Source organism: Terriglobus roseus (assembly GCF_900102185.1).
Classification (GTDB): Bacteria; Acidobacteriota; Terriglobia; order Terriglobales; family Acidobacteriaceae; genus Terriglobus; species Terriglobus roseus_A.
Window position 1 is genome coordinate 961,528 of sequence record NZ_LT629690.1, and the last position, 22,537, is coordinate 984,064.

The 22,537-nt window shown below is 54.1% G+C and carries 15 protein-coding genes and 1 pseudogene; 4 read left to right on the forward strand and 12 right to left on the reverse strand.

Annotation, left to right across the window (positions count from 1 at the left end; genetic code table 11):
• The first annotated feature begins 227 nt into the window (after nt 1-227).
• Entirely contained in the window at nt 228-1,655 is a 1,428-nt protein-coding gene (locus BLT38_RS04130) for a hypothetical protein (RefSeq protein ID WP_083344049.1), read from the forward strand.
• A complete protein-coding gene (locus tag BLT38_RS04135) occupies nt 1,648-3,072 on the forward strand; it encodes a TlpA family protein disulfide reductase (RefSeq protein WP_083344050.1) in 1,425 nt (474 codons plus the stop codon). Before BLT38_RS04130 ends, BLT38_RS04135 begins: the two co-directional genes overlap by 8 nt.
• Before the next feature lie 69 nt (nt 3,073-3,141).
• Here BLT38_RS04135 and BLT38_RS04140 read toward each other — a convergent pair whose 3' ends face one another.
• Both BLT38_RS04140 and BLT38_RS04145 read right to left on the reverse strand, forming a co-directional pair.
• Nucleotides 3,142-4,611: a sulfatase gene (locus BLT38_RS04140; RefSeq protein ID WP_083344051.1), complete on the reverse strand. Its 1,470-nt coding sequence runs from the start codon at nt 4,609-4,611 to the stop codon at nt 3,142-3,144.
• Between the two features lie 200 nt (nt 4,612-4,811).
• Complete coding sequence (locus BLT38_RS04145; RefSeq protein ID WP_083344052.1) at nt 4,812-6,122, reverse strand: hypothetical protein; 1,311 nt, start codon at nt 6,120-6,122, stop codon at nt 4,812-4,814.
• A gap of 343 nt (nt 6,123-6,465) precedes the next feature.
• On the opposite strand from BLT38_RS04145, the gene BLT38_RS04150 reads away from it, so the two are divergent.
• Nucleotides 6,466-9,915, forward strand: a complete 3,450-nt coding sequence (locus BLT38_RS04150) for a TonB-dependent receptor (protein WP_231966730.1) — start codon at nt 6,466-6,468, stop codon at nt 9,913-9,915.
• Between the two features lie 66 nt (nt 9,916-9,981).
• On the opposite strand, the pseudogene BLT38_RS04155 reads toward BLT38_RS04150, so the two are convergent.
• From BLT38_RS04155 to BLT38_RS04165, 3 genes and pseudogenes are all read right to left on the reverse strand, one after another.
• A pseudogene (locus BLT38_RS04155) lies at nt 9,982-11,336 on the reverse strand (gluconate:H+ symporter).
• Nucleotides 11,337-11,339: 3 nt separating this feature from the next.
• Complete coding sequence (locus tag BLT38_RS04160) at nt 11,340-11,732, reverse strand: RidA family protein (protein WP_083344054.1); 393 nt, start codon at nt 11,730-11,732, stop codon at nt 11,340-11,342.
• Nucleotides 11,733-11,754: 22 nt separating this feature from the next.
• Complete coding sequence (locus tag BLT38_RS04165) at nt 11,755-13,206, reverse strand: N-acyl-D-amino-acid deacylase family protein (RefSeq protein ID WP_083344055.1); 1,452 nt, start codon at nt 13,204-13,206, stop codon at nt 11,755-11,757.
• Nucleotides 13,207-13,290: 84 nt separating this feature from the next.
• Here BLT38_RS04165 and BLT38_RS04170 point away from each other — a divergent pair, with 84 nt between their 5' ends.
• A complete protein-coding gene (locus BLT38_RS04170; protein ID WP_197674930.1) occupies nt 13,291-14,547 on the forward strand; it encodes an amino acid deaminase in 1,257 nt (418 codons plus the stop codon).
• Between the two features lie 48 nt (nt 14,548-14,595).
• Here BLT38_RS04170 and kdpC read toward each other — a convergent pair whose 3' ends face one another.
• From kdpC to BLT38_RS04205, 7 genes are all read right to left on the reverse strand, one after another.
• On the reverse strand, nt 14,596-15,150 hold the full coding sequence (gene kdpC, locus BLT38_RS04175) for a potassium-transporting ATPase subunit KdpC (RefSeq protein WP_083344057.1): 555 nt from the start codon (nt 15,148-15,150) through the stop codon (nt 14,596-14,598).
• A gap of 22 nt (nt 15,151-15,172) precedes the next feature.
• Nucleotides 15,173-17,215: a potassium-transporting ATPase subunit KdpB gene (kdpB, locus tag BLT38_RS04180; protein WP_083344058.1), complete on the reverse strand. Its 2,043-nt coding sequence runs from the start codon at nt 17,213-17,215 to the stop codon at nt 15,173-15,175.
• Nucleotides 17,216-17,234: 19 nt separating this feature from the next.
• A complete protein-coding gene (gene kdpA, locus BLT38_RS04185) occupies nt 17,235-18,998 on the reverse strand; it encodes a potassium-transporting ATPase subunit KdpA (protein ID WP_083344059.1) in 1,764 nt (587 codons plus the stop codon).
• Nucleotides 18,999-19,000: 2 nt separating this feature from the next.
• Complete coding sequence (gene kdpF, locus BLT38_RS21100; RefSeq protein WP_083344060.1) at nt 19,001-19,087, reverse strand: K(+)-transporting ATPase subunit F; 87 nt, start codon at nt 19,085-19,087, stop codon at nt 19,001-19,003.
• A gap of 105 nt (nt 19,088-19,192) precedes the next feature.
• The gene (locus tag BLT38_RS04195; protein WP_172838139.1) at nt 19,193-20,602 is read right to left on the reverse strand and encodes an outer membrane beta-barrel protein; all 1,410 of its coding nucleotides are present in this window, start codon (nt 20,600-20,602) and stop codon (nt 19,193-19,195) included.
• Between the two features lie 80 nt (nt 20,603-20,682).
• Complete coding sequence (locus BLT38_RS04200; protein WP_083344062.1) at nt 20,683-21,378, reverse strand: response regulator transcription factor; 696 nt, start codon at nt 21,376-21,378, stop codon at nt 20,683-20,685.
• Entirely contained in the window at nt 21,375-22,517 is a 1,143-nt protein-coding gene (locus BLT38_RS04205; protein WP_231966733.1) for a universal stress protein, read from the reverse strand. The genes BLT38_RS04200 and BLT38_RS04205 overlap by 4 nt, the downstream gene beginning before the upstream one ends.
• Between the last annotated feature and the right edge of the window lie 20 nt (nt 22,518-22,537).

Consider the following 22,537-nt stretch of genomic DNA (forward strand, 5'->3'; position numbering starts at 1 on the left):
TTAATACGGGAGTCGAGATGAACAAAGGTTGTTGTTCCATCCACAACACGAATGACGAGAGGGTGAAGCGTATGCGCGCGCCATAAACGCCGCGCACGAATAACACCGCAGCCCGCTCGTCAGCTCATGCTGGAGCGGGCTTTCTGGTGGCTGCAATTTGTTGCACCTGCAGTATTGAAATCCACCTCGGCATTTGCCTGAGGTGGATTTTCTTTTGCGAGTTCGAAATGAAAGGCGGCAATACGGATATGGATAACAAGCGATCAGTTGGAAAGCGTGTGCAACGCAGCGTCGTAATGCCACTTGTGATTGCGGGCGGAGCTTTGTTGCTATCAAAGGCGCAGATCGCCGTGAAGAACCAAGGATACGTTCCTTTCAGCGACGCGCCTATCAACTATCGTTCCGAAAATCTTAATGACCCGGTGGCGAAGCTGCAGCAACGTCTTGATCGTGGCGAAGCGGCGTTGAGTTATGAGCCTGAGCACGGCTATCTCCGCTCTGTCTTGAAAGAGTTGAATATTCCAGTTGATTCGCAGACGCTCGTGTTTTCCAAGACAAGCTTTCAATACAAGAAAATCTCACCAGAGCATCCGCGAGCGCTGTACTTCAATGACGATGTCTACATCGGACAGGTCCACGAAGGAAAGGCGATTGAAGTTGTCTCCTTTGATCCGATGCAAGGTGCGATCTTCTACCTCTTAGACGAGCACCAGGTAGAAAAACCGAAGTTTGAGCGAGCAGAGCTTGATTGCACACAATGTCATATTGCTGCAGGAACGCGTGGTGTACCGGGGGTATTGCTGCGATCGATCTACCCGACGTCGACAGGAACGCAGGCTACCAGCACGCGATCTTTCATCACGGATCAAGAAAGCCAAATCAAGAATCGCTGGGGCGGATGGTATGTGACAGGGAAGTTCAGCTCCGCACCTGAGCTGTCGATTGGTAACTCTGTTGTGCCAGATGGCGATAACGCTGGCGATGAAAAGCTGACACTCATTGCGGCAAAGTTCGACAAGAAGAGTTATCTCACTGCGGATAGTGACGTTGTTGCACACCTGGTGCTGGCTCATCAGACGCAGGCGCATAACCTGATCACTCTTACAAACTACCGAACACGGATTGCAGAGTTTCAGGCTGCAAAGCCCAACGACGGTAAGCCTGTGGATGCGGCTTCTCTGTCCGAGAGCATTCGACAGCAATACGAACGCCCAGCCGAGCAATTGGTGCGCTACCTAGTATTCGCAAACGAAGCATCGCTTGCGGGCATGGACTTTGAAGCGGATGCGAAGTCCGATTTTGCCCGTGATTTTACTGCGCATGGGCCACGAGATGCGAAGGGCCGGTCTCTTCGTGATTTTGACCTGAAGGTGCATACCTTCCGCTATCCGTGCAGTTACCTCATCTACACAGAATCGTTTGACAACATTCCAGAGCCGGCGAAGGGGTATGTGTATCACCGGCTATTTCAAGTGTTGACCGGAGAAGACCAGAGCCAGGACTTTGCGGGCACAAGCCCTGAAGCAAAGCGCGCGGCATTGGAAATTCTGCTGGCTACAAAGCGTGGGCTGCCAGAGGAATGGCGGAGCTACGCGCAATCCAAGCGCCTGCGAATTGCGGCTCAGCCGGTTGGCTCGAGCCATATCCATGGCTAAGACACACCACGTTGTATCAACCACTCGCGAGGTCACTATGAAGACGATGCTGAAATACACAGGTGTTGCGATTGCCTTGGCAGGATTGGGCACAACCGCAGCGTTGGCACAGAACCCAACAAAGTCAATTGATGGTCGATGGGATGCTGCCCTGGTTCGACCGAATGGAGAGACTGTTCCGTTCCGGCTGGACATTTCTGGCAGTGGGAACAACGTCAAAGGCACTTTTTACAACGGATTCCAGCCGTTCGATAGTACGACCGGCGGTTCCTTTGCGAACAATGAACTAACGCTCAACATCGATCACTATCTCACTGCGATCCACGCCAAGTTAAACGGAGATCAGCTTGCAGGCGATGTCTCCACACAGAATCGTGCCTCGACCGCAGCGTATCAGTTCAAAGCCACCCGTCATGTAGATGAGAACGTGAATGTCTCAAACGTGCCACAGATTGGTGGAGCTTACATCCTGCCACTGGAAACACCTTCTTCGAAGGGCGAAAAGGCCTTCCACTTTATTGTGGAGCAGAGAGGTGCAGAGGTTGCTGCGACAATCCTTCGCGTCGATGGAGATACCGGCGCGTATACCGGAACTTATCACGATGGTAAGTGGCGTTTAAGTCATTTTGATGGTTCTCGCCCCGGTGTTATCGAAGTGACTCCACAAGCCGATGGTACGCTTGCGGTGGAGCAGAACCCCGGTTCGAAGCCGTCGGTGCAAAAGGCTGTTGCGGAGAAAACCGCGAGTGCCAAGGCATATGGTGAGGAGCCACCTGTCGATAGCCGCTATACGCCGAAGCTTGTGGCCTATCGTGAAGATGTTGCACGCGCAAAGGGCTTGCCGCAGCCTGAGAACTACAGCACTCATACGACTGTTCGCGATCAAAACGAGAAGTTCGCGTTTAACTTTCCCGACGTGAACGGAAAGCTAATATCCGAGGACGATCCGCGCTTCAAAGGCAAGGTGGTTGTTGCAGTTGTGACTGGTACGTGGTGCCCGAACTGCCACGACGAGGCGCAGTACCTTGTTCAGCTGGACAAGAAGTACCGGGACAAGGGACTAGCGATTGTTGCGTTGGATTTCGAGGAACCAGAGCAGCAGAGCGGCTTGGAGCGCGAGAAGGCTTTTGTGAAGCAGTATGGTGTGGATTACACCTACCTCATCGCAGGAGCACCCGCAGAGATGTGGGAGAAGGTGCCGCAGGCGGTCAACTTAAACACATGGCCTGCTACGTTGTTCATTGGGCGTGATGGTCACGTGAAGTCAGTGCATTCAGGTTTCGCATCGCCTGCCAGCGGTAAGTTCAATGATGAGCTGAAAGCAGAGTTCACCGCCACCATCGAGAAGCTATTGGCAGAAAAGCCCGCCCAGCAGACGGCATCTGTTGGGATCCAGGTAATTCACGAAGGCGAGTAGCTTAACCTATGCATAAATAAGAGCCGCCGGAATCGCAGTGATCCGGCGGCTCTTATTTGTATCTTGCTCTTAAGCTTTTCTTTCCGGAATTTCCGTTAGAAGCTTTGCGAGTCGGGCCTCGAGGTCTTTCTGAATCGCGGCATATTTCGGATCGCCATAAAGGTTATGGGCCTCGTTGGGATCGTTCTTAAGGTCGTAGAGTTCAAATTCCTGAGGCGATTGCGTATACCACTGAATGAACTTGTGTGTGTCCGTACGCACACCGCGGTGTGGTGCTACGTTTTCCGCGCCTGGGAACTCGTAGTAGTCATAAAGCCATTCCTTGCGCCATGCCGGGCCCTTGTTGTCTACAACGTCCAACATGGACCGGCCCTGGAACTGCTTGGGGATTGGAAGACCAACAAGGTCCATGACCGTGGGAGCAATGTCGACGTCCAACACCATCTCCTTCTTCACCGCACCGGCTTTCACGCGGTTGGGATAACGGATGGCCATGGGAACGCGGATGGATGGTTCGTGCATCAGGCGCTTGTCGAACAGGCGCCACTCACCCAAGAGATACCCGTGGTCTGAACTGTGAATGACGGCAGTGTCATCCATCGCCTTGGTGTCGTCTAGGTGCTTGAAGATGCGCCCCACGTTCTCGTCGATGGCAACAAGACCGGAGTAGTAGTCCTTGCATAGTTCTTCGATGGAGCGCACGGCATCGCCGGTGTCCGTGGTGCCAATCTTGTTGTCCGCTGTCTTGAACGGAGTGGGCTTGCCGGGATATCCCTTGAGGTCGTCATCGAACGATGCGGGCTTGGGAATCTTCACGCCGTTGTACAGGTCGAGATGGCGGCGCGCACGGAAGTACGGTGCATGCGGTGTCATGTACCAGAGGAGCAGGGCGAATGGTTTCTCGCGAGGCTGCTTCAGCCAGTCGAGAACGCGATCCGTGACGAAGTCATCGCAGTAGCCTTCGTTCCACACTTGGACTGGACCGATCTTGCCATTCTTTCCTTCGGCCATCTTCGGCTTGTAATAGTTCGTCGCCGGAGCATTTACGCCCAAGTAGTAATCCCAGTGCTTTTCCTTCATGCCGTTACGCATGTGTACCTTGCCAACAACGCAGGTTTCGTAACCGGCTTCGAGCAGATAGTCGGTGAAGACGGGAATGTCGGATGGCAGCGGTGTGTTGACTGTCTTGTTGTCCAGAGCTCCGGTGGAGCGTGACCACATGCCCGTCATGGCGGAGGCACGTGCTGGGGCGCAGAGTGCGTTCGTGCAGAAGGCGTTTTCAAACTTCACACCTTCGTGTGCAATGCGATCCATGTTTGGAGTTTTCAGCAGGGGGTGACCCGCACTGCTAAGGCAGTCCCAACGCTGTCCTTCTGTGTACAGGAAGATCAGGTTTGGCTTCTTGCCATCTTTCGCAGGTGCTTCTTCCTCTATGGGAAGTGCCCGTGCGAGGTTTGGTGCTACTGCTGCACCCAGTGCCGCCGCTGCGCCTCCCTGAACAAACTGTCGCCTATCAAACTGCTTGCCGATCGAATCCATGTTGTCCCTTCTCTAAGCCAAGTCTTTTCGCTGGACGATTCACAGCGAAATCGAATGCGGTTCTGTAGCGATAGCGGTTATCGCATATGGCTCTAAGTCAGTGCAACGGACATCGAAAGAAATGAAAAATCATAAGCCTTTTGTAATGAATGTTTAGCACGGTGTTGTCACCGTATTGTTCTGAGTGACACGGGTGAAAACTAATGAATATGGTAAGCGACGACTGTCGTGTTGCTGACTTCATCCTTCACGAAATCACTTCTCAACACGACTTCGAAGCCGTGGAGCTTCCCGTTGATGGTGGCAGCATTAAGGATGGGTTGCCACATGCGTTGCGTGAAGAGAAAGTGTTCCGCGGCATACACACTGCCCATGGTGGAACCGCCAAGGAGAAGGACATGTTCGTTCCCGCTGGGCGTGTCCGTCAGCGCTACCGTGGTCAATGCCTGGGCGTCGTTCTTCGTGATGATTGCCGCTTCACCGTTGCGCGGAGCACGGTTCACCACCTGAAAGGTGTAGTGCTCGTAACCGCGGTCCAGATGGAAATCAAGGTTAGAGTCGTAAATAGAAGACCACGGGTTGAATGTGGAAGTGCCGAGCAGGATAAGGTTGGCACCTTGCAGATCACCCTGGTTTACATCGCGTGCGTAACGAACCTCCACATCCTTGTCAGAAGTTGGGAGATTTAGACGGTAGGGAATACGCACCAGTTCCGAAGTGAGTTTCAGGTCGGCCATGGTGGCTGCATTCACTCGGGATAACAACCCCGGACCCTCTGGTGAAATTGCCTGGATGGCGGGATCGTTCTGATAACGCTGCTCCATATATACAAGCAAGGGAACCGGTTGATGCGTATATGCGGTGTATAGATTGAGTGCGGCATCGCCAGCAACAATCACTGTACGACGGTTTCCCTGAAAGAGTGTTTTCCATAGCAGCAATGAACCGTAGTCGCGTTCTGCCTGCGCTTGCCGGTTATGTTGCCATAGAAAAAATCCAACAATGGCGACAGCTAGAAGCGGGATCGCTGTCCAGAGCCAGAATCGTTTTCCTGCCTTCTGCAGGATTTGAATCGGATGCGACTCCGTTGTATCCCGCTCGGAAATATTTGGCTCGGAAGTAGACGTGGCGTCTTCAAACCGAGCCACATAACCACCTTTGGGAACAAGAATTCGTCCGGGGTTATGTTTGCCTTCGGTTCCGTAATACAGATCGAGACGTTTGCGAAGATGGCGAGCGCTACCGCGAACAATCGCATCTTCGCCTGCATTGAACCCTGGTGGGCGATGAAAGAAGTGGATACCAATCTGCTGTTCGCTCAGCTCATCTACATGACCGGCCCACGTACGTTCGCAGATGTGCTTGAGCAACGCTGCCAGTCGCGGTGATTTGGAAAACGTGTCGCTGTGAACGATGCGATCCAATTCTTCCGTGCGCGGATCGCAGTTGTTGCCATCCTGCATCGCCTGCGTTTGCGGCGAGCTGGTTTCGGGTATGATCTCTTTACTCACAGACAGCGATGTTTTCCCTCCTCCATCCCGTGCATCGCAGCTTCTCACACTGTTGTCGCTAGACACAAGAACACCCTCTCTTTCCTGAAAAATCCAAGAAAACGCAGGCAGCGCACGGTGACACGCACCGTGTCATAGCAGGTTTGACCTTTCCGGTTGCTGCTATGGCTCGTTAGATTCGTTGGGTTTTTGAAATCCAACGAGGATCGATGCGAAATTCGCTCGATCCCCTTAGCAATCACCCTTTTCGAGGTCAGACACTATGCATCGCCGAACTCCTGCTTTTTCCAGGCGCACCGTGGGCAGGGCGCTTTCGAACTCTGTTCTTTCTTTCTCTCTGGTCTTGCCGATTGGTCTAGCTGCTGTGACGGCGCTTCCTTCTGCAGCGCAGGTAGTTACAGCTTCTTTGCGTGGAACGGTTCAGGATCCTGCGGGCGCACCCATTGCGAATGCGCAAGTGAAGGTCGTTAACACAGCCACCAACGTTGCCACGGAGGCGCATACCGACGAGAACGGACGATTCGTCTTCGCCTCGCTGGAACCCGGCGGGCCCTACACACTGTCGATTGCTGCTCCGGGCTTCAAGACGAACCAGCGTACCGGCATCACCCTCACGGTAAGCCAGGTCGCTGATATCCAGGTGCCGCTTCAGATTGGTTCGGCCTCTGAGACCGTGGAGGTTCAGGCGGACGTCCCTCAGATTGAGACATCTACGGGTGCTATATCCGGATTGGTGGAGAATCGCAGCATCGTCAATCTCCCGTTGAACCAGCGCAACCCCTATGCACTGGTATTCCTCCTGCCGGGATCGGTTGGCAGTGTGGGAACGGCATACAACTCATCCAACATCTCCATCAATGGTGGTCGCCCGGGCAGCGCGGACATTCTGGTGGACGGCATTCCAGCATCGCCTCCTCTTGCAAACCCGATCAACGGCTTTGCTGTATTCCCATCCGTCGACGCTGTAGATGAGTTCAAAGTCCTGACGAACGGCTACAGCGCCGAGTTTGGTCGCAGCGGCAGCGGCATCATCAATCTGATTCTCAAGTCGGGTACAAACAAGCCACACGGCAGCTTGTATGACTTCGTGCGCAACTCGGCGATGGATGCGAACGACTGGTTCAGCAAGCTGAATAACCGCGCGCTTCCGCAGTTCACTCGAAATCAGTTTGGTGGAAGCATCCAGGCTCCTGTAGTGATCCCGCATCTGTACAACGGACGCGACAAGACCTTCTTCCTGTTCTCGTATGAAGGTTTGAGGCAGGGAACGGGAACATCCACAAACATGGTGGTGCCCACTGTAGCAGAGCGCACCGGCGATTTCTCAGCCAGCGGCCTTCCCGTAATCTATGACCCGACGACGACAGTGGCTGTTGGTAGCGCTTATACGCGCACAGCCTTTGCCGGCAACATGATCCCGAAAACCCGCCTCGATCCGGTGGCGCAAAACATTGTGAAGTACTGGCCGCTTCCGAATATTGCGAACGCTGCCTATGGAGCGAACAACTACTTCGCAACCGGCGTTAACCAGGTCAACATCAACACGTATGACGCGAAGGTGGACCAGGTCTTCAACGAACGCAACAGCATGTTCGCGCGCTATTCCGGCCGCCGACTTTCGCAGCCCGCAACGCTATTTGAGGATCCATCGATAGCCGTCGCGCAAAACAATGCAGGACAGCAACCGCAGAATTCCAACTCTGTTGCGGTAGATTACACTCGCACGCAGTCGCCTACGTTGGTGTTTGAAGCCCGTTACGGCTACTCACGCGTGGCGCTGGATTTCCGCTCGGTCAGCGATGGTTTCGATCCGTCGGCAAATCTCGGTATGCCCAGCTATATCTCAGCGAACGCTGATCATCTGCAGTTCCCGGGTATTGCTCCGGCAAATTATCAAGGATTGGGCAGCGCCGGGCAGGGAACTACGCGCCATGCAGGTTATGAAGCGCATCTCCTAGGCTTGAACATCACCAAGGTCAAGGGCAACCATGTCCTGAAGTTCGGTGGAGAAGGACGCCTTATGCGGGCGAATGATACCGAATCTGGTAATTCCGTTGGAGGCTTCTCGTTCCCCAAGACGCACACACAACAGAACCCCAATAATGCTGTAGGCGGTGATGGTTTTGCCAGCTTCCTCTTGGGGCTTGGCACAGGCACCATGACTATCAACAGCAAGGATGGCGCGACGCAGAGCTTTTACTATGCGGGCTACATACAGGACGACTGGAAGGCGAATTCGAAGCTGACCCTGAATTTGGGATTGCGTTGGGATGTGGAGATCCCGCGCACCGAACGTCATGATCGCATGGAGGTCTTCGATCCCAGTGCAACATCTCCTCTGGCGTCGGTGTATTCAGGAGCTAAAGGTGGTCTACGGTTTATGGGCGTGAACGGCGCAAGCCGCCGTCAGTTTGAGCCTCGCTGGAAGGACTGGGCACCCCGCTTCGGATTTGCCTATCAGGTGGATTCAAAGACGGCCATCCGCGGCGCCTATGGCATCTATTTCAATCCGTCGATGCGCGCCGCTGCTGCGACCATTGGCAACGTAGGTTTCAGCGCTTCAACGACCTTTGACGCGGTTCCGGGTAACGTAACACTTTCCGGAGCAACGCTTAGCAATCCCTTCCCGAATGGCATTGCTAAGCCTGTTGGTAGCTCGCAGGGACTGTCCACGGCGATTGGGCAGACGTTTGAAACGCCGTTAGCGGGCGACAACAAGGTGGGCTACACCCAGAGCTATGACCTGGATGTGCAACGGCAGTTGCCTTGGTCTGTGTTGGTGGAAGCAGCGTACGTGGGAAGCCACGGTGTTCACTTGAATCGTGCGGGTGAAAACGACTTCCTTCTGAACCAGCTACCCATCTCCGTCGTGCAGCAATACGGAACGGGACTGCAGCAGTCAGTTTCTAACCCCTTCTATGGAACGATCACCACTGGAACACTTTCGACGCAGACCATTGCGCGACGGTATCTTCTGGCACCGTTTCCTCAGTATGTGCAGGTGCAGGGGTCGTACCCAACCGGCGGTTTCAGCCAATACGATTCGTTTCAGTTGAAGGTGACCAAACGCGCCGCACACGGACTCACACTGCTGCTGGCATTCACAGGTTCGAAGTTATTTGATAACTACTCGAACATCTCAAACGTTGGCAATCAGGCCGGTGGCATACAGGACATCTACAACGCTGCTGGTGACCGCGCAGTATCTGCTAACGATGTCTCGCATAAGCTGACCATCAGTGGTGTCTACGAGCTTCCGTTTGGACGAGGCAAGCACTTCGGTGGCAATTGGAATCCCTTCGTGGATGCGTTCCTCGGTGGATGGCAAGCGAACGGCATTTACACACAACAAAGCGGATTCCCGCTTGCAATCACAACGCAGGACACGTCGCAGGCTGGCGGTAATGTGCTGCGGCCGAATCTGACAGGACAAGACCCTCGCACACACGGCCCCATTTCGCAGCGCCTTGGCACTGCGAATCACAAGGCCAATGGTGCTTACATCAATCCGGCAGCCTTCTCTCAACCTGCGGCGTTTACGTTTGGCAACGCACCGCGAACCATCAGCAATCTCCGTGCGCCTTCTTATGAAAATGTGGACTTCTCCCTCTTCAAGAACTTCACTTTGAAGAATGAACTCAAGCTACAGATTCGAGGCGAGGCCTTTAACGCACTCAACCAAGTGGTATTCGGCTCTCCTGTGACGAATCTTTCCAACGCGCAGTTTGGCCAGATCAGTGCTCAAAGCAATACACCACGACAGTTGCAGTTTGCAGCGAAACTGCTTTTCTAGGTGGTGGAGAAACAAAATGGTGGCGGCAACAGAATTGTTGCCGCCACCATTTCATTTGGTCGTTATTTAGTTAAGGATGAGTTGCAGCAAGCAGACTAAGCCGAAAGCGACCAGGGACAATATGGTTTCTACCACTGTCCATGACTTCAACGTGTCTGCGACCGACATGCCACTGTATTCCTTGACAAGCCAGAAGCCGCCGTCGTTCACATGCGAAAAGCCAGTTGCGCCTGCGCCGGTGGCAATCGCAAGAAACTCAGGTCGAACTCCCGTCATGGCAAGAGCCATAGGAGCGACGATGCTGCTGGCAGTCGCCATGGCAACTGTCGTGGAACCCGTAGCCAAGCGGATGAATGTTGCAAGCAGCCATGCTAAAAGAAGCAATGGAACATGCGTCTTCAATGCATAGCCGAGCAGCACGCTGCTGACTCCGCTGTCGATGAGACGCGGCCGAAGCCGCCGCCTGCACCGACCAACAATGTCACAGTGGCGGTGGGAGCGAGGCACTCGTTCGTAAATCGGAGTATTTGATCGCGCTTGAAGCCGCGGCGCAGGCCGAGTTGATACATGCTCAAGAGCGTCGCGATCAGAAGAGCTACGTCCGCATTGCCAAGGAAGTGCAATAGCAGATTCATGCGGCTTCCGATCGCGGTGAATTTATCTGCCCAACTGCCAACGAGCATCAACAGTACAGGCAGAAGGATCATCGACACGCTGGTGAGAAACGATGGAAGCTCACGCTTCTGGTCGGAATGCACGAACGCATCGCTCAGCGCCGTGTGCTGTGGCGCCGCGATGTGTTTTGAGATGAAGCCGGACCAGATGGGACCAGCAAGAATTGCGGCTGGGATGCCTACGAGCAGAGCCCACCCGATGGTCTTACCGAGATCTGCTTGAAACGCCGTTGCTGCCATCAACGCTGCAGGATGGGGTGGAAGTAGGCCATGCACCATCGCAACACCGGCGGCCATGGGAAGTAAGGTCGTGACGAGAGAGCGGTTCGTCTTTTTTGCCACGTTATAAGCGAGCGGCATCAGCAGGACGAGCGCGACCTCAAAGAATACGGGGATGCCAACGATGATGCCAGCGCACAACATGGCCCACGGAACATGCCGCGGTCCGAACGCATCCACAAGGCTTTGAGCGATACGCTCGGCAGCACCAGACTCTGCCAGCATCTTTCCAAGCATGGTGCCAAGTGCGACCACAATGGCGACATGGCCAAGCGTGTTGCCGAGGCCAGTCTCAAAGGAACTGACCACTTTGGGTAGGGCCATGCCTGAAGCTATGGCCAGTCCAATAGAGCACAGGATAAGCGTAAGAAACGGATTTAACCGCACCCACACGATGAGCAGGATCAACACAACGACTGAGATCGCTGCAGTGCTAAGCAAAAAGATCGAGTGGGTGTCGGTCATCATCCTTTACTTAGCGGGATCCTTGTAAGCAACACAATCGATTTCAACCTTGCAATCCACCACCATCTTTGTTTCCACGCATGCACGTGCCGGGGGATTTTCGCCGAAGTATTGGCGGAAGACGCCGTTGAATGCAGCGAAGTCGCGCGCATCATCAAGCCACACGCCACAACGAACGATATGTTCCGGACCGTAGCCTGCTTCTTCCACGATGGCCATCATGTTCTTGATTGCCTGGTGCGACTGTGCAACGACATTGCCAACGATGACTTCGCCATTCACCATGGGAACCTGGCCGCTGACGAACAGCCATCCATTTGCCTCCACTGCTCTCGCAAAGGGCATATGCGAACCGCCCTGTCCTTTACCGCCTTCTACTCCGTAACGCTTGATGCTCATACCTTCTCCTGTTGCAAATGGTTCATGCTGCATGCGATTGCCGCGGCAGGAACTTGCCACCGCGTTGTGTTGTGACTGTACCGTTTGTGATGGAAGCTATTCCGTTGACCCACACGTGATGAATGCCAAGGCTGGGTTGTGTTGAATCCGTCCACGTTGCTGCATCGCGCACAGTTGCCGGATCGAAGAGAACAAGGTCAGCGGCGAAACCTTCGCGGATCAATCCGCGATCACGCAATCCAAGCGTTTTCGCCGATAGCCCAGTCATCTTATGTACGGCAGTCGGAAGATCGAAGAGTTGCTCTTGCCGACTGTAGTATCCAAGAACTCGGGGGAACGTTCCCCACAGGCGTGGATGCGGACGTGGATCATGCGGAAGGCCATCGCTCCCGACCATCACCGCAGGGTGTTGCAGAACGCGCTTCACATCCTCCGGCGACATGTTGTGATAAATCGCACCGGCCGGCATCAGTGCTTTCGCGGCTTCGAGTTGTGTCTTATTCCATCCTGCCGCGATTTCTGCAAGTGACTTCCCTGAAACCTCTGGATGCGGCTCGCTCCACGTGATGCGAATCTCGATGCGCTCATCCACTTGGCGGAGATCAAGCATGCTGCTGCTGGCGGTGTAGGGATAGCAGTCGCAATGTACCGTTTGTTTCGCGCGAGCCTTATCCAGCAGGGCAAGGACATCACTTGTGCGTCCCCAGTTATCAGGGCCCGCGCATTTCAGATGCGAGATCAACACGGGTACGGGATGCGACGAGCGTCCCACCGCGAAGCTCTCTTCCATTGCATCCAGAATGGCAGCGGTCTCGCTGCGCATGTGCGTTGCGTACATGGCACCTGCGTTACTGAGAGGTTCGGCTACGCCAAGCACCTCTTCCAGTGTGGCGGAGTACGCCGAAAGATAAGCAAGTCCGGTGCTTAGACCCAATGCGCCATGCTGAAGTGCGTCTTGCAGTTGTGCTCGCATCGCGTTGACTTCATTGCTTGTAGCTGCGCGGTCGAGACGGTCAAGATGATTCGCGCGCAGTGTCGTGTGCCCTACTAACGCCATGACGTTTACGGATGGGTTCGCTGCGTTGACCGCATCAATATAGTCCGGGAAGCTGCGATACTGCATCATCGCTGGCTTTCCTAAGAGCTCCATCGGATCGGGAAGGGGATTGGCGGGTAGCACAGGTGATGCGCTGATGCCGCAATTGCCGACCACAACCGTGGTGACTCCCTGTGTCAATTTGGGCAGCATCGCTGGAGTTTCGATGACGCTGGTGTCGTCGTGCGTGTGCGTGTCAATGAACCCCGGCGACAGCACAAGGCCTTTCGCATCGACAGTACTTTCCCCGCGCCATGTGCTGTCTGCATCGACGCGTGCAATACGTCCCGCAAGTACAGCAACATTGCTTTCACGAGGAGCGGAACCGCTGCCGTCGATCAGAAGCGCTCCGCGGATCAGCAGATCACATTCCGGCATGGTGGCCTCCGCTGGTCTGGATTTGGTCGTCGGCGATATGCTCAAAGTTAGTCACAGATAAAGCATCGCAAATGTGGAGGCAGCTTGGCCAGCGAACAGATTTTCCCCAAAGGGCTCGGCGGTTTAAGAACCGAAGAAGAAATTGAGGCAGTGGGCACGCGCGGATGGAACTTGCTGCGTGAGGATTTGAGCCTACCAGCCGCTGTTCTGGTCAAGCCGCGGGTCGAACATAATCTCCGTTGGATGACGGACTTTGTTCACAAATATGGCGTATTCCTGGCGCCGCATGGCAAAACGACCATGGCTGCGAAGCTGTTTGCTCGCCAGATGGATGCGGGCGCATGGGGTATTACGCTGGCGACTGCGCAGCAGTGCGTGGTGGCTCACGCCCATGGTGTGCGACGCATCCTGATGGCAAATGAGCTTGTGGGGCGTGCGAATTTCGAACTAGTGAGTGACATTATTGCCGGTGGGACCACCTTTTATACGTTGGTGGATTCGCCCGATCTGGTTCATCAACTCGGATCGTTTTTCCAGGGCAAAGGACAGCAGCTTCGTGTGTTAGTGGAGTTGGGTGTCACTGGTGGGCGCACTGGTACTCGCACGGACGAGCAGACACGGGCAGTCGTGGATGCCATCGCGCAATGGAATGGCAGTCTCCTGCTGTGTGGTGTTGAGATCTACGAAGGTGTGCTGAAGGACGAAGCCAGCATACGTGAATATCTTGGTTGGGCCGTCGATACTGTGAAGCAATTGCAAAAGCAGGGAGCCTTTGCTAAGGGTGAGCGAGTGATCCTGAGCGGTGCAGGCTCTGCTTGGTATGACGTGGTGGCTGATGTCTTTGCCGCCGTCCGTGACGAGCTGGATGTTGTTCTGCGGCCTGGATGTTACCTGACTTCAGACGCAGGTATTTACCGTGTTGCACAGCGGGAGATCGGACAACGAAACGACATCGCTCGAGCGGTGGATGCGGACTGTGGTGCGACATTACAGTCCGCTCTGGAAGTGTGGGCTTATGTGCAGTCAGTACCGGAGCCGGGGCTTGCCATTGTGGGCATGGGGAAGCGAGATGTTGCTTTTGACTCGGGATTACCTGTAGCCGTCTGGCATTTTCGTCCGGGCGTTCATAAGGAGCCGTTGCGTGCTTCTTCCGCATGGGAGACAGTCAAGCTGATGGACCAGCACGCCTATCTGCATGTCCCGCATGATGCCGATATCAAGGTTGGAGACATGCTTGGGTTTGAGATATCTCACCCCTGTCTCACTTTTGATAAGTGGCGCTACGTCACGATGGTGGACGAAAGTTACAACGTACTGGAAGCCATACCGACTTACTTCTGATTTGTGTGTAGGCTCCAGCAACCTGGAGCCTACACACTTTCTGTTTGCTCAGTGAGCGGCGTTCGAGAGAGCTAGATTCAATGCAAGGACGTTGACTCGTGGCTCACCCAGAATGCCAAGCTGTCTTGGTTGAATCTGCCGTGCGATGAGTGCGTTAACGGTGTCCTGTGAGATGTGGCGCTGTTGCGCGATGCGTGGAGCCTGATAATACGCGGCTGCTGGGCTGATATCTGGGTCCAGACCAGATCCTGAAGCTGTCACCAAATCTACCGGAATTGGATTGCCCATAGACTCCGTCTTTACGCTAGCTGCGACACGATCCGTTAGTGCCTTGTTGGTCGGGCCGTAGTTCGATCCGGAAGAAGCGCTAGCATCGTAGCCCGTGCCTGCAGCAGAGGGGCGGCTGTGAAAGTAGCCGCCTCCTGTGAAGGGCTGTCCAATGATTGCAGAGCCTATGGTTTCGCCGTTGTGTGTAACCATCTGTCCATTTGCCTTTGCCTTCATGGTGAGCTGGGCAATTGCCGTGATGGCAAGCGGATAAGCGATGCCGAGAAGAAATGCCGTGACCACCGTATAGATACACGCGATTCGTATGAGTTTCATTTCAAGGTTTCCCTCTCTGGCGTTACGCCAGGTGCAGTGCAACAATGGCCATGTCCAGCAGCTTGATTCCGATGAACGGAACGATGATTCCACCCAAGCCGTAGACGATGAGATTGCGCTGAAGAAGTGCCGCGGCGGACATAGGACGATATTTCACACCGCGTAGAGCCAGCGGAATTAGACCAACAATAACCAGCGCATTGAAGATCACGGCTGACAGAACTGCCGATTCCGCATTGTGCAGGTGCATGATGTTGAGTGCGTTCAAGACAGGGAATACACCAGCAAACATCGCGGGAATAATCGCGAAGTATTTTGCGACGTCGTTCGAAATTGAGAACGTTGTGAGTGCACCGCGTGTCATGAGCAGTTGTTTGCCGATACCCACGATCTCGATGAGTTTCGTTGGGTTGGAATCCAGGTCAACCATGTTGCCAGCTTCTTTTGCGGCTTGGGTGCCAGTGTTCATTGCAACACCTACGTCCGCCTGAGCGAGAGCCGGTGCGTCGTTTGTGCCGTCCCCGGTCATCGCGACGAGTTTGCCTTCCGACTGCTCGCGCTTGATCAGGTCCATCTTGTCTTTCGGCTTTGCTTCTGCGAGGAAGTCATCCACGCCTGCTTCGCGCGCGATCGCCGCTGCAGTCAGAGGGTTGTCGCCGGTGATCATAATGGTGCGAATGCCCATGGCGCGAAGGTGATCGAAACGTTCCTTCATACCGCCTTTGACCACATCCTTCAGATGAATCACGCCAAGCGCGCGGCCGTTTTCGGCTACTACGAGTGGAGTCCCACCTTTTCTCGCGATCTCTTCAACAGAGATGCGGACGGCTTCTGGCATGGAAGAGTTGTGTTCGGAAAGATAGCGAGCGATTGCATCCACTGCTCCCTTGCGAATAGAACGACCCTCAACTTCAATGCCACTCATACGCGTGGTTGCAGAGAAGGGAACAAACTCCGCGTGCAACTCGCCTAGCTCACGCCCGCGAAGGTTGTACTGTTCTTTCGCAAGCACAACGATGGAACGCCCTTCTGGAGTTTCATCAGATAGTGAGGAGAGTTGCGATGCGTCTGCAAGCTGTTCTGCAGTGACTCCAGGTGCTGGCACGAACTCGGATGCCTGTCGGTTGCCGATGGTAATGGTTCCGGTCTTATCCAGCAGCAAAGTATTCACGTCACCCGCTGCTTCCACCGCGCGACCTGATGTTGCCAGGACATTGTGTTGCACCAGTCGATCCATACCTGCAATTCCGATAGCTGAAAGTAGGCCACCGATCGTAGTTGGAATGAGGCAGACCAGAAGAGAAATCAGGACAAAGGCTGTCTGCGGTGCGCTGGAGTAGATAGCGAATGGTTGCAGAGTAACCACTGCGAGTAGGAAGGTGATGGTGAGTCCTGCAAGCAGAATGTTCAATGCAATTTCGTTTGGTGTCTTTTGCCGCTCTGCACCTTCCACGAGGGCAATCATGCGATCCAAGAACGTCTCGCCGGGATTGGAAGTGATCCGGATCGTGAGAATGTCCGACAGGACGCGTGTGCCGCCGGTTACTGCAGAACGATCTCCGCCTGCTTCTCGAATCACTGGTGCGGATTCCCCTGTGATCGCGGATTCGTCGACGGAAGCTGCGCCCTCTGTGACTTCGCCATCGCCTGGAATCATTTGTCCCGCTGCAACTCGTACAACGTCACCTGAACGCAGGTGAGAGCTAGGGACCTCTTCGACTGTGCCCGACTTCGAAAGTCGATGAGCTGTTGTCTCTGACTTGGCCTGCCGTAACGCATCCGCTTGTGCTTTGCCACGACCTTCGGCCATGGCTTCTGCAAAGTTTGCGAACAAGACAGTGAACCACAGCCAAAGTGTGATCTGTAAGTTGAAGCGGAAGTGGCCATCGTGTGTGGACATGCTCACCAAGAGTAGGACTGTAGTGAGAATGCTGCCCAGCTCTACGACGAACATGACAGGGTTTTTCATCATCACGCGCGGATGAAGCTTTGCAAGCGCGTCCCATATCGCGCGACGCATGATGTTCGGGTCGAACAGGGAGCGGCGTTTTGCTTGACTAGACATACTTGTATCTCTTTCTCAGCTAGAAGAGTTGGCCGGCGCGCATCAGCAAGTGTTCCAGGATGGGGCCAAGCGAAAGGACAGGGAAGAAAGTGAGAGCGCCCACGATCAGGATCACGCCGACGAGAAGAATGGTGAACAACGGCGTGGTCACCGGAAATGTTCCCGAAGATGCAGGGACGATCTTCTTGTTCGCAAGATTTCCGGCGATGGCCAACATGGGAATGATCATCATGAAGCGACCGAAAAACATCGCGATGCCGAGTGTGTAGTTGTACCAGTGGGTGTTGGCGTTCAAGCCTGCGAAGGCCGATCCGTTATTTCCAGTTGCTGAAGCATAGGCATAGAGGATTTCGCTAAGGCCATGCGGCCCGTGGTTTGCCAGGCTGCTGAGACCCAGGTTCGGCATCAACACGGAGACAGCGGCAAATCCAAGAATGATCATTGGGAAGATGAGCAGATACAACATTGCCATCTGCACATCAAATGCTTCGATCTTCTTGCCAAGATATTCTGGCGTTCTGCCGACCATGAGTCCCGCAATGAACACCGCAAGGACGACGAACACTAACATCCCGTAGAGGCCTGCGCCGACGCCTCCGAAGACGACTTCACCCAGTAGGATGTTTGTCATCGGAACCAAACCGCCGAGCGGTGTGAAGCTGTCATGCATACCGTTGACGGCGCCGCAGCTTGCATCAGTTGTTACGGCTGCGAAGAGAGCCGAGTTCGTGATGCCGAAGCGGACCTCTTTGCCCTCCATGTTGCCGCCCGATTGCATCTGAGAGGCCTTGGCGTCGACATTGTGAATCAGCGGGTTGCCGTGCGACTCCGCCCAATATGTGGTGAAGGTTCCAGCGAACCACAGCACTGTCATTGCGCCGAGGATGGCCCATCCATGCTTCGGAGCCTTGACCATCTGGCCCAGCGTGACGCAAAGTCCAGCGGGCAACAAAAAGATCGCTAACATCTCCAGAAAGTTTGAGAGGGGAGTTGGATTTTCAAAAGGATGGGCGCTATTGGCATTGAAGAATCCGCCGCCATTGGTGCCCAGCATCTTAATCGCTTCCTGCGAGGCAACAGGACCTTGTGCAATGCTCTGCGTAGTAACTGTAGCGGGCTTGCCATCGCTGCCGGTCACTGTTTGTGATTCAACGAGCTTCACGGTGTCATAAGGCTTCAGGTTCTGAATAACTCCCTGAGAGACCAGCAGGAGTGACAGGACAATGGAAAGAGGAAGCAAGATCCAGAGCGTGCCTCGTGTGAGGTCAAACCAGAAGTTGCCAATCGTTTTGCTTTCCTTGCGCGCGATGCCACGAACGAATGCCATTGCGAGCGCAAGCCCGACAGCTGCAGACCAGAAATTATGCGTGGCCAATGCGAGCATCTGAGTGAGATAGCTCATGGTCGTTTCTGGTACATAAGACTGCCAGTTTGTATTGGTTGTAAATGAGATTGCTGTGTTCCAGGCGAGTGAAGACTCAACACCATGTAGATGTTGCGGATTCCATGGAAGACGCCCTTGCACTCTTTGAACAATGTAGGTAAGCAGCAAGGTCGCGGCACTGAAGATCAGCATGGCAAGGCCATACTTTGTCCAATGCATCTCCTCATCCGGATCAATACCAGAAACCCGGTATAGGATTCGCTCACATGGCCCAAGAATGGGATCGAGAAAGGTCTTGCGACGTTCAAATACTGCGGTCATATAGCTGCCTACTGGCTTTGCCAGTAAAAGGACAGCTGCGATGAAGATTGTGATTTGGAGCCAGCCGTTCAAACTCATGACTAGAACTTCTCCGGGCGAAGTAAAGCGTAGACAAGGTAGACCATCAGCAATGCCGACAGGGTGAGAAGAATCACATTGAGAATCATGGACGTGTTCCTTTGAGGCGGTTACAGCCGTGGACATACGCCACAGCAAGACTGAAGACGAATGTGAGTGAAACGATTGCAATGAGATCGAGCATCAATGCCTCCTTACCAACTGCCTTGTTTTGTGCCCCACCAATACATCAGCCCCAGTGTGGCGGTTGTTTGTGCATGGAGCAGGGAGCCTTCGGTGTCGCTGAGAAAATAGCGTTGATTGGACCAGTCGCGGCGGTACTCTGCGCGAGCAATAAAGCCTGGCGCAAAGGTACGATCAAGTGAAACGGTAGCCTCTTTGAGTGCTTGCGTGGTGCCGCTGAATAGGCCTCCACGATCGTCAAAGTATTCCGTGCGTGCGCCAAGATTCCAATCGTGTGGCAGTGCGTACTTAGCAGTAAGGCTGCCGATCACCACACGGCCCGGTTGCTGCTCTTGAACAGTACGATTCAAGACATAGTCGGCTTCGCCAATGAATGTCAGCTTTGTCGTCGGCCGCCAGGTGGCATAGGTGTCGAAGATGTGTTCACGCCCGTTAGGTGCGGGAGAAATGTTCGCGATGGGTAATCCCGGTGGAACGAGAGAAGGCGTCGTTGGAGAATTTGTCGATGGAAGAACATCACGTGCTTCCTGCCCAAAGTAGTAGTTCACGTTCCACGTCAGAGAAGATGCCGGATGCAGAGTGAAGAGGAAGCCCTGCGACTTGAAACCGTTAAAGTCTTCTGTCTCATTCGCACCATTCACTAGCCAATAAGTGAAGTTCAGCTTGGGAGTGAAGTTGTAAGACGCACGAAGGCCCATGTGGTAGAAGGGCAGATAGTCAAAGCTATAAGCGCGCGAATAGAGGATTTGATCTTTGCTGTAATTGCCTTCGTTCCCAAGTGAGCTTGCAAACTTTCCGAAGTCCAGTTGAATCCCTGTGCCGACGGGAGCCAGATAGGATCCGTAGCTCTGGAAGAGATTGCGCCATACTTGGGGACGCTGTTCGTTAGCAGGAGAGCCCTGTAGTGTTTCCGTGGCCTGCCCGAACTGAAGGTCAATGCGACCACCAAGACGGCTCTCCGGCGTTGGGAGATGTTCCACTACGAGATTCACCTGATTCAGTGAGAAGTTGTTGCTGGTGACGTCGAAAGCGCGCAACAGATTGACTCGGCCTACCGGCGCGTTAAAGTTGTAGCCGTAGTAACCATCTACGCCAAAGCTAAGCGTTGTACCGCGGAGAAAAGAAAGGCCGTGGGAATCGGTTGCTGTGATGAATGCTGGAGTGGTTTCTACGGCGGGCGGTGTTGCCGGAGCAGCGACAGATTCGGGAGAATTGGTCGTCGTGGAAGCTTGATGGTTCTCTGCTTCAAGTTGTTCTAAGCGGTCGGAAATTACTTTCAGCTGTTGCCGAAGACTACGTAGCTCAGCCTCACGATCGCTCTGTCTTGTGACCTCTTGGGTTGAGATCACTGCTTGTGCGGGGAGCGCGGTTGCCGATGCAAGCAGCATCAAGCATACAAGTCCTATCGTGCGGAACTTCATACCTGCCTCCTTGACCATTGAAGGCGAGGGGTGCGTAGAAAGTCCGTAGGGAATTCATAAAGAAGTTGTAAAACTGACCGCTAATCAGATGCGGTTGTGCCTTCCGCAATCAATCGATAGCCAATCCAAGGTTCGCTTTGGATGTAGCGCGTGCCTGCGCCACGATCCAATTTCTTTCTCAACTGGCCGATCAATACGCGAATGTATTCGGGTTGCGATTCTCCGGCTGGGCCCCAGATATGTCGAAGCAGAGCTTTGTGCGTCATCACCCGGCCAGCATTCTGAAGAAGGAAGACGAGCAACTCAAACTCTTTGGGCGTCAGATGAAGTTCAGTCCCTTTCAGCAACACACGATGCGCCGCGAGGTCCACCTCAAAATCACCTTCTTGTAAGGCGGTCTCTGTAGGAGCGGGCGGAGCATTACGCCTGAGCAATGCGCGAACTCGGGCGAGCAGTTCGTTCATGCTGAAGGGCTTGGTGAGGTAGTCATCCGCGCCTTCATCCAGTGCTTTGACTTTCATTGTGTCGCTGTCGCGCACACTAAGAACCAAGATGGGAGTAGTAGCTACCCCCCGAACGGCCTGTGTCAATTCCAAGCCATTCATCTCCGGCATCGATAGATCTGTGATGATGAGGTCCGGTCTGTGAGCCTCGAACTTCTCAAACGCTTCTAAACCGTTGCTTGCTGTTTCAACCTGATATCCGCTGCTCTGCAGAGAGGTACGGAGAATCAGGGTGATTTGTTTTTCGTCGTCGACTACAAGAATGCGATTCATTGTGCCTCTCGCGTGACGATGTGGAGATCAACATTGGGAGCTTCTGCCATAAATTTCTGCAATGCGTAGTAGTAGAGATAGGACCGTAAACCATGTGTTGCTGAACGGCCGACGATTGCTTGTGTGATCCGTTGCTCTCGTATGTATGCGCCCGTAATTTTCGCAGCATCTCCCGCAGGAAGGCTAACGATTTGCGCTCCAAGATGACGTGCAAAAGAGAAGCTGCTCTCAAGCATTTTTTGTCGTTCTTCTTCCGAGTCTCCGTCATCGCTGACATGGAGCACATAAAACTCCGCATCAAGGGCATCGGCTAGTCTTGCCCCACGAGCGATGAGGTCGCGTGCCTGCGGACCAGCGCTGATGCAGACGGCAACCTTTTCCGCCACAAGCCAATGCGATCCCAGCTTCTTCCGTTTCACGTACTCGTCGAGCGTACGATCGACTGCGCGCGTAACGCGTTGCAATGCCATCTCTCGTAGTGCAATCAGATTTCCGCGCCGGAAGAAGTTTGCCAGGGATCGCTCAATACGGTCTTGGGGGTAAATATCGCCGCGTTGCATGCGCGTCACGAGCGCTTCTGGCGTTACGTCGCTGATAACAATCTCATCGGCGCGATCCAATACCCAATCCGGAACCTGTTCACGAACGACCACGCCGGTAAGGGCCTGCACGCGAGGTGTCAAGCTCTCTACATGCTGAATGTTTACGGTCGATAGAATATCGATCTTGTTTTCCAGCAGGAAGAGAACATCTTCATATCGCTTGGCAAAGCGGCTGCCTTCGATGTTTGTATGCGCCAGCTCATCTACCAGAACCACTTGAGGGAGCCTGGCGAGAATGGCATCAACATCCATTTCACCAAACATAGTGCCTTTGTATTCCATTAGGCGGCGAGGAATTTGTTCGAGCTTGTCCGCCAGTTCTGCGGTGCCGGCGCGTCCGTGTGTTTCCACAACGCCAATCACGACATCTTCACCGCGGCTGCGTCGGCGGATTCCTTCGCTCAGCATGCTGAATGTTTTGCCGACACCAGGCGCATAGCCAAGGAAGATTTTGAAACGACCTCGTTCCTTTTCTGTCTCGCTGGAGTGGAGCCAGTCTTCTGGAGACTTTCTTCCGGGTTCATCCGTTTCAGGCACGCTGTACAATTCCCCGCATG

Excerpts from the sequence above, each read along its gene's own strand:
- BLT38_RS04130 (WP_083344049.1), top strand. The coding sequence starts at position 228 with ATGAAAGGCGGCAATACGGATATGGATAACAAGCGATCAGTTGGAAAG.
- BLT38_RS04135 (WP_083344050.1), top strand. The coding sequence starts at position 1,648 with ATGGCTAAGACACACCACGTTGTATCAACCACTCGCGAGGTCACTATG.
- BLT38_RS04140 (WP_083344051.1), bottom strand. The coding sequence starts at position 4,611 with ATGGATTCGATCGGCAAGCAGTTTGATAGGCGACAGTTTGTTCAGGGA.
- BLT38_RS04160 (WP_083344054.1), bottom strand. The coding sequence starts at position 11,732 with ATGAGCATCAAGCGTTACGGAGTAGAAGGCGGTAAAGGACAGGGCGGT.
- BLT38_RS04165 (WP_083344055.1), bottom strand. The coding sequence starts at position 13,206 with ATGCCGGAATGTGATCTGCTGATCCGCGGAGCGCTTCTGATCGACGGC.
- kdpC (WP_083344057.1), bottom strand. The coding sequence starts at position 15,150 with ATGAAACTCATACGAATCGCGTGTATCTATACGGTGGTCACGGCATTT.
- kdpB (WP_083344058.1), bottom strand. The coding sequence starts at position 17,215 with ATGTCTAGTCAAGCAAAACGCCGCTCCCTGTTCGACCCGAACATCATG.
- kdpA (WP_083344059.1), bottom strand. The coding sequence starts at position 18,998 with ATGAGTTTGAACGGCTGGCTCCAAATCACAATCTTCATCGCAGCTGTC.
- kdpF (WP_083344060.1), bottom strand. The coding sequence starts at position 19,087 with ATGATTCTCAATGTGATTCTTCTCACCCTGTCGGCATTGCTGATGGTC.
- BLT38_RS04195 (WP_172838139.1), bottom strand. The coding sequence starts at position 20,602 with ATGAAGTTCCGCACGATAGGACTTGTATGCTTGATGCTGCTTGCATCG.
- BLT38_RS04200 (WP_083344062.1), bottom strand. The coding sequence starts at position 21,378 with ATGAATCGCATTCTTGTAGTCGACGACGAAAAACAAATCACCCTGATT.